11 protein-coding genes and 1 riboswitch are annotated in these 12,727 nt (G+C 60.4%); of the genes, 9 read left to right on the forward strand and 2 right to left on the reverse strand.

The genetic code is table 11. The annotated features are described in order from the left end of the window. Window positions 1-1,533 (reverse strand): MDR family MFS transporter, encoded by a 1,533-nt coding sequence (locus tag LPU83_RS58490; protein ID WP_024313336.1) that lies wholly within the window; start codon window positions 1,531-1,533, stop codon window positions 1-3. Between the two features lie 119 nt (window positions 1,534-1,652). Between LPU83_RS58490 and LPU83_RS58495 the strand changes: the two genes are divergently transcribed. The 4 genes from LPU83_RS58495 to LPU83_RS58510 all read left to right on the forward strand — a co-directional run bounded on the left by LPU83_RS58495 (window position 1,653) and on the right by LPU83_RS58510 (window position 5,471). Beyond that, a complete protein-coding gene (locus LPU83_RS58495; protein ID WP_024313335.1) occupies window positions 1,653-2,183 on the forward strand; it encodes a MarR family winged helix-turn-helix transcriptional regulator in 531 nt (176 codons plus the stop codon). Window positions 2,184-2,231: 48 nt separating this feature from the next. Further along, entirely contained in the window at window positions 2,232-2,882 is a 651-nt protein-coding gene (locus LPU83_RS58500) for a thiamine diphosphokinase (RefSeq protein ID WP_024313334.1), read from the forward strand. Window positions 2,883-2,885: 3 nt separating this feature from the next. Further along, a complete protein-coding gene (locus tag LPU83_RS58505; protein WP_024313333.1) occupies window positions 2,886-4,712 on the forward strand; it encodes an ABC-F family ATP-binding cassette domain-containing protein in 1,827 nt (608 codons plus the stop codon). A 141-nt stretch (window positions 4,713-4,853) separates the two neighbouring features. Next, entirely contained in the window at window positions 4,854-5,471 is a 618-nt protein-coding gene (locus LPU83_RS58510) for a DUF5666 domain-containing protein (protein WP_024313332.1), read from the forward strand. A 4-nt stretch (window positions 5,472-5,475) separates the two neighbouring features. On the opposite strand, the gene LPU83_RS58515 is transcribed toward LPU83_RS58510, so the two are convergent. After that, a complete protein-coding gene (locus LPU83_RS58515; RefSeq protein WP_024313331.1) occupies window positions 5,476-7,302 on the reverse strand; it encodes an ABC transporter ATP-binding protein/permease in 1,827 nt (608 codons plus the stop codon). Between the two features lie 150 nt (window positions 7,303-7,452). Continuing rightward, window positions 7,453-7,530: riboswitch (SAM riboswitch) on the forward strand. Between the two features lie 35 nt (window positions 7,531-7,565). Here LPU83_RS58515 and metA point away from each other — a divergent pair. From metA to nagA, 5 genes are all read left to right on the forward strand, one after another. Continuing rightward, a complete protein-coding gene (gene metA, locus LPU83_RS58520) occupies window positions 7,566-8,489 on the forward strand; it encodes a homoserine O-acetyltransferase MetA (protein ID WP_024313330.1) in 924 nt (307 codons plus the stop codon). 136 nt (window positions 8,490-8,625) lie between these two features. Then, on the forward strand, window positions 8,626-9,648 hold the full coding sequence (locus LPU83_RS58525) for an aldose epimerase family protein (RefSeq protein ID WP_024313329.1): 1,023 nt from the start codon (window positions 8,626-8,628) through the stop codon (window positions 9,646-9,648). A gap of 114 nt (window positions 9,649-9,762) precedes the next feature. Continuing rightward, window positions 9,763-10,536, forward strand: a complete 774-nt coding sequence (locus LPU83_RS58530; protein WP_024313328.1) for a GntR family transcriptional regulator — start codon at window positions 9,763-9,765, stop codon at window positions 10,534-10,536. Then, window positions 10,533-11,564 (forward strand): SIS domain-containing protein, encoded by a 1,032-nt coding sequence (locus LPU83_RS58535; RefSeq protein ID WP_024313327.1) that lies wholly within the window; start codon window positions 10,533-10,535, stop codon window positions 11,562-11,564. Before LPU83_RS58530 ends, LPU83_RS58535 begins: the two co-directional genes overlap by 4 nt. After that, complete coding sequence (gene nagA / locus LPU83_RS58540) at window positions 11,564-12,715, forward strand: N-acetylglucosamine-6-phosphate deacetylase (protein WP_024313326.1); 1,152 nt, start codon at window positions 11,564-11,566, stop codon at window positions 12,713-12,715. The genes LPU83_RS58535 and nagA overlap by 1 nt, the downstream gene beginning before the upstream one ends. Window positions 12,716-12,727 lie beyond the last annotated feature (12 nt).

Consider the following 12,727-nt stretch of genomic DNA (forward strand, 5'->3'; position numbering starts at 1 on the left):
TTACTCCGCTGCCTCGGCACTGGCAGCCGGCCGTACCTCGGCCACGCGAGGCAACTGCGTCGGCTTCAGCATCAAGGCGGCACAAAGGCCGATGAGAGCGATCGCGCAGGAAGCCATGAAAAGCGGAATGAAGGCATTGGCATAGGCTTCGGCCACAGCCTGACGCGCAACCTCCGGCAAAGCTGCCAGCATCTTCGGCGTCAGCTGCTCGATATCGGTCACGCCGGGAATGGAAAGTCCCGTCTTGCCGAGCTGTGAGCCAACGATCGCGCCATAAATGGAGATGGCGATCGATGCGCCGCCCATGCGCGAGAGCGTTACCGACCCGGTCGCCGCGCCGACGTCGCGAGCGGGCGCCGCATTCTGAACGCCAACGACGGGCACCTGTTGTGCGAGGCCCACACCAAAGCCGTGCAGCGCCATCACCGCCCCGATAAGCAAGACCGGCGTTCCTGCATGAACCTGAGTGAGCAGCACGAATGCGATGGCACTGCAGGTCAAGCTTGCTATTGCAAACGGCTTGTAGCGCCCGGTGATGGAGATGATGCGCCCGGCCGAGAGCGACCCGCAAACGATGCCGCCGGTCAGGAGAATAAAGAACGCTCCGGCTGCCGACGGTGAAAGGCCGGTCGTCGTCTGCAGGAACAGCGCAAAATAATTGACCATGCCAATGCCGATCGCGCCGCTCATGATCGACATCACAAGCAACAGGCTGAACGTGGAATTGCGGAACAGCGACAGAGGAACAATCGGTTCGGCGGCGCGACGCTCGACGAAAACCCATCCGATTACTGCAGCGACGCCGAGCACCACCATGGCGAGGTTCTGCGGTGCCACCAGCGAACCGAAGAGCTGAGCGCCATCGGCGGCCAGCACGATGCTTGCGGTCGTCAAGGCGAGCAGCAGAGCGCCGGCATAATCGATCCTCGGACGACGATTCGGCTTTCGGTAAGGCAGCATCACAGCCAGACCGACAAGGACAACAAAACCGATCGGAACGTTGACGAGGAAGATCGAGCGCCAACCGAAGAGATCGCTCATCGCACCACCGAGCACCGGTCCGATAGCGCCGGACGCCATCAACACAAGGCTCGAATAGCTCTGGTAACGCGCGCGTTCGCGGGGCTCAAACAAATCTGCGTTGACCGCAAAGATCGATACCATGATCCCACCCCCGCCAAGCCCCTGCAGCACGCGGGCCGCAATCAGCGTGTTCATGGATATAGCCAGTCCGCAGACGGCGGAGCCGACCGTGAAGATCATGATCGCGGCCATCATCACATACTTGCGGCCGAAGAGATCACCAAGCTTGCCGTAAAGCGGCATCACTGCGCTCACAGCGAGAAGATAGGCCGAGCCGATCCAGCCAAACCGCTCGAGATGACCGAACTCGCCGACGATCGTCGGCAGGGCCGTTGCAACGATCTGGTTGTCGAGCGTCGCCATGAACATGGCTGCCATCAGGAAAAGGAAGAGGATGAACCGCCGACGATGATCTGTCACAAGCGGCGCCGCGGCAATTTGAGTGTTCATGAAGCGTCGTTCCGAATGGATGTTGAGACAACTCATGTGCTATTAGCATATATTTGTCAATGTCACTTGATTGACCTCGGCATATTCTCAATCGACATATGACATGCTATATTTCCGGAATGAACGAGAGCTTGATAAACCTCACCAACACGGACCCCGCCACCAACGAACCGGGCATTCTGCGCATCGGTCAAAGCATGACACGCATGCGCCTCATGACCGGGCGCCGACTGATCGGGCGGCTCGCCATCCAGAGTGTGGCTCCCGGTCTTGAGCTATCGCACCTTGACGTACTGGACGCTGTGCGGCGCGCTCAGGAGACCGGTGAAGTAACAGTCGGGACGATCGCCGAGATGATGCGGATCGATCCGTCGCGCGCAAGCCGCATCGTCGCGGATATGGTCGGACGCAATATTCTGCGGCGAAAGGCATCACAGACCGACGCGCGACGGATCATTGTGGTGATGACCCCACTCGGACAGAGGCTGTTGTCGGAGATACGCGCGCAGAAGCTCACGTTCGTTTCCGAAGTGGTCAAAGACTGGAAACCGGAAGAGATCGAGGCGTTCGGGGAGCTGTTCGAGAAGTTCATTTCCGGCTACGAGGACGTTTTTCAAGCGCGCATCAAGGATATCGTCGACGAAGCCTGAACGGCGGCCCTTTCCCTTCCCCCCCGCTTTGCGCTATGGGCAATGCGCATGAGCCAATCCACCTACACCATTCTGCTTGGCGGCGAGTTGCAGGTAACCGATCGTCTGCGCGACGCCATCTCGGACAGCCGTTTCATTGCGGCCGACGGGGGAATGCGTCATGCGGCTGCGCTCGGCGTCGTTCCGGAGCTCTGGGTCGGTGATTTCGACTCGACGCCGGTTGATCTTGCGGGCGCCTTTCCGGCTGTGCCGAGACAACCCTACCCCGCAGCAAAGGCTTCCACCGATGGTGAGATCGCCGTCTCCGAAGCGATCGCACGTGGGGCGAAACGACTTATTTTGGCAGGCGCCCTCGCGGGTGAGCGTTCCGACCATGCCATCCAGCACCTGCTCTATGCCGTCAGTCTTGCAGAACAGGGCTATGACATGCTTCTGACGTCGGGCCGGGAGGAGGCTGTGCCACTGGTTGCCGGTGCAATCGAGTTGGACCTGCCCCCTGACAGTCTCTTTTCGGTTCCCGGTTTCAGCGAACTTCGCGGCCTGACGATCGAGAACGCGCGCTACCCGCTGGCCGATTTCCATTTGCCCTTCGGCTCGTCGCGCACCATTTCCAATGTCGCGAAGGGCAAGGTGCGCTTTTCGCTCGAGAGCGGTCGGGCCATTGTGCTCGCCCGCCCCTATGACCTTTCCGGAGTCTGATCTTTGGCGCCCCCCATTCTGAAACTCGATGACGTCTTTCTCAGCTTCGGCGGCACCCCATTGCTTGCCGGCGCCGCCCTGCAGGTGGAGCCTGGAGACAAGATCTGTCTCGTCGGCCGCAACGGCTCTGGAAAGTCGACGCTTCTCAAAATCGCCGCCGGCATCGTCGAAGCGCAGTCGGGCGAGGTCTTCCGCCACCCGTCGTCAACGGTGCGCTACCTCGAACAGGCCCCTGATTTCGCAGGCTACAAGACCGTCCAGGCCTATGCCGAAGCGGGGCTTGGTCCTGGCGACGACCACTATCGTGTTACCTATCTCCTCTCGCACCTCGGGCTCACCGGCGACGAGGATCCCAACAACCTCTCAGGAGGCGAGGCGCGCCGCGCCGCCCTGGCACGTGTCCTGGCGCCCGAGCCCGATATCCTGCTCCTCGACGAGCCGACCAACCATCTCGACCTGCCGACCATCGAATGGCTGGAAAGCGAACTGCAGAAGAGCCGCAGTGCGCTCGTCCTGATCTCCCACGACCGGCGCTTCCTCGAGAAGGTTTCGACGGCGACCGTCTGGCTGGACCGCGGCACCTCGCGGCGGCTCGACAAGGGCTTCGCCCATTTCGAAGCCTGGCGTGACCAGGTGCTGGAAGCGGAAGAACTTGAACAGCACAAGCTCGGCAAGGCAATCGAGCGCGAAGAGCACTGGCTGCGTTACGGTGTCACCGCACGGCGAAAGCGCAACATGCGCCGCCTCGGCGAACTGCAGACCATGCGCACGCAATATCGCGGCCACAAAGGCCCGCAAGGGACCGTGCAGGCCACGGTTTCCGACGCGCAGGAATCCGGCAAACTCGTTATCGAGGCCGACAAGATCACGAAGACCTTCGGGGATAGGCCCATTGTCGCACCCTTCTCCATCCGCGTGCATCGCGGGGATTGCATCGGTCTCGTCGGCCCGAACGGCGCCGGCAAGACGACGCTCCTGAAGATGCTGACCGGACAACTCGCGCCGGACAGCGGCACGATAAAACTCGGGACCAATCTGGAAATCGCGACCCTGGATCAGAAGCGCGAAGACCTCGATCCCGACGAAACGCTCGCCCACTACCTGACAGATGGCCGCGGCGAGAATCTGATTGTCAACGGTGAACAGAGGCACGTGACCGGCTACATGAAGGAGTTCCTGTTCCAGCCTGAACAGACGCGTACGCCGATCAGGAATCTATCCGGTGGCGAGCGCGCGCGACTGATGCTGGCGCGGATCATGTCGCGTCCGGCAAACCTATTTATCCTCGACGAGCCGACCAACGATCTAGATATCGAGACGCTGGATCTGCTGCAGGAAATCGTTGCAGGCTTCCCCGGCACCGTCATCCTCGTCAGCCACGACCGCGACTTTCTCGACCGCACGGTAACGTCGACGATCGCTCCGGCGGTCCCGGATGCGCCTGATGGACGTTGGATCGAATATGCGGGCGGCTATTCGGACATGCTCGCGCAACGAAAGGGCATCGCCGACGAGCGAAGGAAGGCCGAGAAGGCGGCGCAACGATCGAAACCGCAGGAAGCAACTGCCCCGGCCGAGACGGCGAAAGGAAGGGCTAAGCTGTCCTTCAAGCAGAAGTTCGCGCTCGAAAATCTCCCGAAGGAAATGGCCAAGGCCGAAGCCGAGATCGCAAAACGGGAGGAGCGGATGACGGACTCCGGCCTGTTCACCAAGGACCCCACCACATTCAACCGTCTGGCAGCGGAGATGGAGAAGCTCCGGGACAGCCTGACGAAAATGGAAGAGGAATGGCTGGAACTCGAGATGCTGCGGGAGGAATTGGAGGGCTAAGATCCTTTCGCGCCCGCTCAATCCGACCCGTCTTTGCCGCGCGAACTGGCTTTCACGTTTCATTGATTCGTCAGCGTTCGACCGGCAGGACTAAGCTGCGCCCCGTATCCGCAGCTTGCACGACGGCAAGGAAAGCAGACTATGCCACACAATCTCAAAGCATCTACCGCGCTCGTCTGGGCCGCGGGTTTCCTCGTTATTACGTCGCACGGCGCGCTTGCCCAGGAAGCGCAACGCGTGCGTGGCGCGATTGAAAGCCTGAGCGGCGACACGTTGGTGGTCAAAACACGAGAAGGCACCGAGCAAACGGTGACATTGAAGCCAGACTGGAAGGTGCGCGGCATCAAGAAGGCCGCCGTGGAAGATATCAAGCCGGGCGATTTCGTTGGGGTTGCATCACTGCCAAAAGCTGATGGCGGCGATGGCGCTCTCGAAGTGCTGATCTTTCCAGGAGCGATGAAGGGCACCGGAGAAGGCAGTCGCCCTTGGGACTTGAGGCCAAACAGCACGATGACCAACGCGACGGTCGCGAAAGCCGTCAAGGCAGTCGATGGCCACACCATCACGCTGACATATCAGGGCAAGGAAAAGACGATATCGATCGCCGACGATACACCGATCGTCACCTTCGCCCCTGCCGGAAAGGCAGACCTTGTCGCAGGAGCGCGCGTGATCGTGATGGGAGAAAGAGCTGCAGACGGCACGGTGTCCGCAGCAAACGTCACAGTCGGTAAAAACGGCGTCGTGCCGCCGATGTAAGCCGTCAGAGCGCGGGTGCGGGTGCGTTTGGCGCTTTTGCCACGACCTTCACTTCCGGCTTCGCATGCAGAGCTTCCAGATGCAGCACGCGGGGCTTGAAAGTGTCGACGAAGGCGTCCGAGCGACCGATGTAGATCATCGTGGTGTCAGGCATCGAAGCCAGGACGTCCATCATCGATGATTGCCATTCCGGCTCCATGCCTTCCAGCACTTCGTCGAACACGATCCATTTCGGTCGTACGAGAAGCAGGCGAGCAAAACCGATCGCGCGCTGCTCGTCGGAATCGAGCAGCTTGTCCCACCGGGCCCGGGTATCGAGCCGGGAAACCAGATGGTGGAGGCCTGCCTTCTCCAGTGCTGCCACAACGTCGGCATTCTGATAGGTGTCCGCAGACTCGGGAAACGCCAGCGCTTCGCGGAGCGAACCCCCGGGGATGTAGGCCGATTGCGCGACGAAAAGCATGTCGTCCGTGGGCGGCAAGCCGATCTTACCGCCCCCGCATGGCCAAAGCTCGGAGAGTGCAAGGAAGAGCAGTTTGCGGTTCACGTTGTGATCGCCGTTGATCATGACCTTTTCGCCGGCCTTGATCGTCACGGCGCCTTCGTGGACGCGGAACCCGCCGCACTGGTCGATCTCTTCGCCAATCTTAGAAGCGATCCGTACATGGTCCAGCGTCAGTGTTCCAGGCGGGTTGCGCTCGTAGCTAATCGTGCCCCTGAGATTGATCTCGTCGCTCATGGTGGTGAGCGCTTGACGAAAATCGGTGACACGCATCAGTGTGGCGCGCCATTCGGCAATGGGACCGAAGTTCGCCACATACCAGCGAAGGGCCGTGTTGACCTGGTTGAAAGCACCGACCGATACCATCAGCTCGCCAAACGTCAGGCCGCCGGAGAAGTATGCCGGTGCGGCTACAATGATCGGGATGACCACGACAAGCCAGCCGTAGCCGGCTGACACCCAGGTGAGGTTGACGTTGGCCATCGCCACCCGCTTGATGACGGCGAGCACCGCGCTGATGTCGGTATTGATACGCTGCTGCTCATTCTCCTCGCCGCGCGCCACCGTGATCGCCGGCATGTTCTCGTTGGCATGCATCAGCGCAAAGCGAAGTTCCGCCTCCTTCGAGAAACGATCCGCATTGAGCTTCACAAGCTTGCGGCCTACCAGCTGGCTGAGAATCGATGCGGACGCCGCATAGAAGATTGCGGCCCAAACCATATAGCCCGGAATGGAGAAGGCATAGGTGCCGAAACGGAAGATAAAGCCGCTGGACAATTCCCATAGCACGCCGATGAAACTGATCAGCAAGATCGTCGCCTGCACCAGCCCGATCATCAGGGTCGTCGTGCTTTCCGCGAGGTTGCGGGCATCTTCGTGTAGGCGCTGATCGGGATTGACGCCGATGAGGCCGCTGGCCGAAAGCCGCAGCGCACGCTTGCGCTGGAGCCATTGGTTGACGAGATCGCGCGTCAGACCTTCGCGCATGTAGAGCGCGGTCATCTGGTTCAGCCAGGCCTGCACGACGTTGAGCAAGAGCAGCATGCCCGCGATCAGCGCGAAGACCTTCAGCTGATGAAAGAACCCATGCAAATCGCGCCGAGCGATGCTGTCGTAAAAGGGCGCGTTCCACTGGTTGAGGATGACGGTCGCATAGGCGGTGGCGAGAATGATGGCGATCAGCGCCGTTGCGATCAGCAAGACCCTTCCGCGCACGGGTGAATGCCAGAAAGCCGAGAACATGACCTTCAAGCGATAGCCCAGGCTCAGATCGTATCCTACTCTGTCTTGCCCTTGAATGCTTGGCCTGCCTTCGAGGTCATCTGCCATTACGCGTCCCTAGCCGTCATTCTACTTCAATAAACATCGTGATTCGTTGTGTCCACCAACAGATTCTAGCAGTCATTAACGTGGGAGTGACTTCGCATCGACCCCTCCGTTCGTTTGGGCAATTGATTCGCAGGTCGACTAACGCTATTTAGAACGCTCCGTGGTGATTTGGCCGGCCGGCTTGCAGCCACGTTAAAGAAGTCGCTAAAGGGCCGCGTGCGGACCGATAGCGATGTATTCGTTGTTTTGATCGAGTGACCGCAATGCCCATCAAGATCCCCGATACCTTGCCTGCATTTGAAACCCTGGTTCAGGAAGGCGTGCGCGTGATGACCGAGACGGTGGCTATCCGTCAGGACATCCGACCGCTGCAGATCGGGCTTCTCAACCTCATGCCGAACAAGATCAAGACGGAATTGCAGATGGCCCGCCTGGTCGGCGCGTCTCCACTGCAGGTGGAGCTTTCGCTCATCCGCGTGGGTAACCACAAAGCAAAGAACACCTCGGAAGACCATCTTCTCGCCTTCTACCAGACGTGGGAGGAAGTGAAGCACCGCAAGTTCGATGGCTTCATCACTACCGGCGCGCCGATCGAGACGCTGCCCTACGAGGACGTGAACTATTGGCGCGAAATGCAGCAGATTTTCGACTGGACGGAAACCAACGTCCATTCGTCGATGAACGTCTGCTGGGGCGCGATGGCCGCGATCTATCATTTCCACGGTGTTGCGAAGTATGAGCTCAAGGAGAAGGCCTTCGGCGTCTACCGGCACCGGAACCTGAAGCCGTCATCCGTTTACCTGAACGGTTTCTCGGACAATTTCGAAGTGCCGGTGTCGCGCTGGACCGAAGTCCGCCGCGGCGACATCGAAAAGTCGGAAAGCCTTGAGATCCTGATGGAATCCAACGAAATGGGCGTCTGCCTCGTGCATGAGCGGAAGGGCAAGCGGCTCTATATGTTCAATCATGTGGAATATGATTCAACGTCGCTTTCCGACGAATATTTCCGCGACGTGAATGCCGGCGTTCCGATCAAGATGCCGCACAACTACTTCCCGCACAACGATCCGTCGCTGACGCCGCAAAACCGCTGGCGCAGCCACGCGCACCTGTTGTTCGGCAACTGGATCAACGAGATCTACCAGACCACGCCGTACGATCTCAACGATATCGGCAAGAGCGACTGACACGAGCAACGCCAGGCCACTGGGCGGAGCGTGTCCCCGGCCTGGCAGCGTTTCTTTTTTGCGGCACACCGTTGCGGTTTGCGGCAAATGGGGGCAGGTTCGCTGCCTCACTCGAAGATAGATCTGGACGGTCGTTATGGCGGAATTGTTGAAACGGGAAGTTTTTGGGCAAACCAAGTCGGGAGAAACTGTCTATCGGATCGAGATCAAAGGTGGCGGGCTAACAGCCAAGATCATCACCTGGGGTGCCGTCATTCAGGATCTCCGCCTCGACGACCACGATGCCCCGCTTCTGCTCGGCTTCGACGATTTCGACAGCTACCCCGCTCACTCCTCCTACTTTGGCGCAACGCCCGGGCGCTGCGCAAACCGCATCGGCGGCGGCAGGTTCACGCTGGATGGCAAGAACTATCAGCTCGATCTCAACGAGAAGGGCGTGACCCATCTTCATGGCGGCAGCGACAACATCGCCAAGCAGAACTGGACAATCGTCGAGCATGATGTCGACCGCGTTGTGCTGAAGATCGTCGATCCGGACGGCCGCGCCGGCTATCCGGGCAACTGCACCATCCAGGCAACCTACTGGGTGCATGGCAACGGCGAATTCTCCGTCGTCTACGAATCGACCAGTGATCAGCCGACGATCGCCAACGTTTGCCAGCATGCCTATTTCAACCTCGACGGCCGCGACGATGCGCTCGGCCACGACATCATGATCGCAGCCGACGGCTACCTCGTCACCGATGAACTGCAGGTCCCGACGGGTGAGATCCGACCCGTCGCCGGAACTGTCTTCGACTTCCGCGAGATGTCGCCGATGAAGCGGTTCGACGGCAGCGAGCAGGCGCTCTACGATCACAATTTCTGCCTTTCCGACGACCGGACCGCCAAGCGGTCCGTCGCGCTTGCCCGCAGCCTGAACTCGGGCGTTTCGCTGGAAGTACGCACCACGGAGCCCGGCGTCCAGTTCTATGCCGCCTTCAAGCTCAACGTGCCTGTGCCCGGCCTCGGCGGACGCAAGTATGGTCCGTTCGCCGGCTTCTGCCTGGAAACGCAGATCTGGCCTGATGCAATCAATCACGAGGGATTTCCGGACGCCGTTCTGCGCCCGGGCGAAGTCCTGCGTCAGGAAACGGACTACGTTTTCACGAAGAGTTGACGCTCTGATCTTGTGCTCGAATGAACAAACCCTCGCAGGCCGCCTGCGAGGGTTTTTCTTTTTGGAGTTATTTCCCGCTTGCGATTGGTTCTAAATAGGTTCTATTACTGGAACATGGATAGAACCAGTTTGATAGCCGAGCTGAACAGCCGTGGTCTGCGCGACGAGGCGTTGACGGGACCGCTTTACAAGCGGCTGGCGCAGGCCTTGACTGGCCTGGTTCAGGAAGGATTGCTGAAGCCTGGAACGGCACTCCCCGGCGAGCGCGATATGGCCGAAGCGCTGAAGGTCGGACGCGTGACTGTTCGAACCGCCTATCGTGACCTGATGAACGCTGGCACGCTCGAGTCTCGGCACGGGAGCGGCACCTTCGTTTCCAGCAAGGTCGAACGCATGGAACAATCGCTGTGGCGGCTCTCTTCGTTCTCCGCCGACATGCGCTTGCGCGGTCGCGCCCCTGCCGCAAGGATCTTGTCTCGGACGGTCAATACGCCATCTCCTGAGGAGGCGTTCCTGCTTGGCCTCGGCCTTGATGAACCCGTCCTTCGCCTCGATCGTCTGCGTCTTGCCGACGGGCTGCCGCTTGCGATCGAACGCGCTGTCGTGCCGATAAAATTCCTTGGAGAAAATGGTGGTGGAGAGGGATCTCTTTACGAAGCACTCGCGGCAAACGGCCACCGGCCCGTTCGGGCGCTGCAGAGATTGACGGCGGTCACGCTCGATCCATCATCGGCCGCCGCGCTGCACGTGAATGCCGGCGCGCCCGCGCTACTGATTGAACGCGTCTCGCGCCTGGAAGACCAGCGTGTCGTCGAATACACCCGCTCCCACTATCGTGGCGATGCATATGATTTTGTTGCGGAATTGAGAATTGGAGATGACCTATGAGTGAAAGCCAGTCGCTAATGTTGCAGGAAGCCGGCCAATCGCCGGAGGTCGTCGCAACCTTGCTTCAGAAAGAAAAGTCCGCCTTCGATGAAATCGCGAAGCTGTTTGCATCGGGCGCTCCGACCGTGGTGACGACGGCAGCGCGCGGGTCGTCGGACCATGCCGCGACCTTCTTCAAATACCTGTTCGAGATCACCTGTGGCGTGCCGGTCGCATCGCTTGGCCCATCGATCGCGTCGGTCTATGGTGCGTCTCTGCATCTGAAGGGGGGCATCCACTTCACGGTGTCGCAATCCGGCGCAAGCCCCGACATCATTGCCCTGCAGGATGCGGCAAAGCATGGCGGCGCAACGACGATCGCCGTCGTCAACGTCACCGACAGCCCGCTCGCCAAGCAGGCCGACATCGTTCTCGGCCTCAATGCTGGCCCGGAGAAGAGCGTGGCAGCGACCAAGTCCTTCATCGCCTCGGTCGCCGCGCTTTCCGGTGTCACGGCTGCCATCAGCGGCAAGCGCGATCTGCATGCCTCCTTGGAAAAGCTGCCGGAAGCCCTCCAGGCGACCAGTGGGATCGATACGAAGGCAGCAGAGGACGTTCTTTTCGACGCCAGCTCACTTTATACGGCCGGTCGCGGCCCCGCTTTCGCCATTGCGCTCGAGGCAGCATTGAAAGCCAAGGAGACGGCCAGCTTGCACGCGGAAGCCTTCTCGCTTGCCGAACTGATGCATGGGCCGATGCGTCTTGTTCAGCCGGGCTTCCCGATCGTCGCCTTCACGCCTGATGATCCGGCATTCAGCAACAACGTCCAAGCACTTGAGCGGCTGCGGAAGCTCGGCGCAACCACCGTGCCGTTCTCGGGCCAGCCGGTCTCCGGCATCAATTTGCAGGTGCCGACGACGGGCAGCGGTCTGCTCGACCCGCTCGTTTCGCTGCTCGTCTACTATCGGCTGATCGAGTCAGTCACGCGTCGCAAGGGCTTCGACCCGGACAAGCCGGCCAATCTGCTCAAGGTCACGGAGACGATGTGATGGTTCGCAAGATCTTCTCCGGCGCCCGGATCTTCGACGGCCAACGCTTCCACGACGATAAGGCACTCATTGTGTCGGACGGGCGCGTTGAGGCCATTGCGACGGCAAGCGAACTGCCCGACGGCGAGCACACGCGGTTCGAAGGCGGCGTTCTTTCGGCAGGCTTCATCGATGCGCAGGTAAATGGGGGTGGCGGGCGAATGCTCAACGACGAGCCCTCTGCAGCCTCCATGTACATGATTGCCGACGGTCATCGGCCCTATGGCACGACTGCGCTGCTGCCGACGCTGATCACCGATACGGCGGACGCGACGGAGGCGGCGATCGAGGCGGCCAAGGAAGCCGTCAAGACGAATCGCGGCGTGTCGGGTCTCCATCTTGAAGGCCCACATCTGGCGCCGGCCCGCAAGGGGGCACATCTTGCCGAACTCATGCGCCCCGTTGAAGGCAAGGACGTGACAGCCTTCATTGCGGCCAAGGAAGCAATCGGTACCTTGCTGGTAACGATGGCGGCCGAGCAAGTAACCTCAAAACAGGTACGCGAACTCAGCGAAGCCGGCGTCACCATCAGCATTGGCCATTCCGATTGTTCCAGCGAGGTGGCGGAGGCTCGCTTCGACGCCGGCGCGCGAGGTGTCACCCATCTTTTCAACGCCATGAGCCAACTCGGCCACCGGGCACCCGGCCTCGTCGGTGCCGCCATCGATCATCCTTCGGTCTGGTGCGGCATCATTGCCGATGGCCATCATGTTGATCCGAAGGCGCTTCGAACCGCTCTTCGCGCCAAACGGGGTGAAGGCAGGCTCTTTTTCGTCACCGACGCGATGTCGCTGGTTGGATCGGAGCAAGACTCCTTCACGTTGAATGGCCGCACCGTCCGACGCGAGAGAGGTGGCTTCTGCTCGAAGCTGGTTCTGTCCGACGGCACGCTTGCCGGCTCCGACGTGGATATGGCGTCGACTATCCGCTATGGCGTTACCTATCTGGAACTGCCGCTCGCAGAGGCCCTTCGCATGGCGACGCTCTACCCGGCGCGCTTCCTGCGGCTTGAAGACCACGGCCACCTTTCGCCGGGTGCCCGAGCCGATCTGGTGCATCTGACCGATGCTCTCGAGGTCACTCGGACCTTCATCAGCGGCGAAGCGGCTTAGAAATCGAGGACG

Origin of the sequence: Rhizobium favelukesii, from assembly GCF_000577275.2 — a bacterium.
GTDB lineage: Bacteria > Pseudomonadota > Alphaproteobacteria > Rhizobiales > Rhizobiaceae > Rhizobium > Rhizobium favelukesii.

What these genes read in the sequence shown, in the direction of transcription:
- LPU83_RS58495 (WP_024313335.1), top strand. Translation starts at nt 1,653, where the DNA reads ATGAACGAGAGCTTGATAAACCTCACCAACACGGACCCCGCCACCAAC.
- LPU83_RS58530 (WP_024313328.1), top strand. Translation starts at nt 9,763, where the DNA reads ATGGATAGAACCAGTTTGATAGCCGAGCTGAACAGCCGTGGTCTGCGC.
- LPU83_RS58510 (WP_024313332.1), top strand. Translation starts at nt 4,854, where the DNA reads ATGCCACACAATCTCAAAGCATCTACCGCGCTCGTCTGGGCCGCGGGT.
- LPU83_RS58525 (WP_024313329.1), top strand. Translation starts at nt 8,626, where the DNA reads ATGGCGGAATTGTTGAAACGGGAAGTTTTTGGGCAAACCAAGTCGGGA.
- metA (WP_024313330.1), top strand. Translation starts at nt 7,566, where the DNA reads ATGCCCATCAAGATCCCCGATACCTTGCCTGCATTTGAAACCCTGGTT.
- LPU83_RS58490 (WP_024313336.1), bottom strand. Translation starts at nt 1,533, where the DNA reads ATGAACACTCAAATTGCCGCGGCGCCGCTTGTGACAGATCATCGTCGG.
- LPU83_RS58500 (WP_024313334.1), top strand. Translation starts at nt 2,232, where the DNA reads ATGAGCCAATCCACCTACACCATTCTGCTTGGCGGCGAGTTGCAGGTA.
- LPU83_RS58535 (WP_024313327.1), top strand. Translation starts at nt 10,533, where the DNA reads ATGAGTGAAAGCCAGTCGCTAATGTTGCAGGAAGCCGGCCAATCGCCG.
- nagA (WP_024313326.1), top strand. Translation starts at nt 11,564, where the DNA reads ATGGTTCGCAAGATCTTCTCCGGCGCCCGGATCTTCGACGGCCAACGC.
- LPU83_RS58515 (WP_024313331.1), bottom strand. Translation starts at nt 7,302, where the DNA reads ATGGCAGATGACCTCGAAGGCAGGCCAAGCATTCAAGGGCAAGACAGA.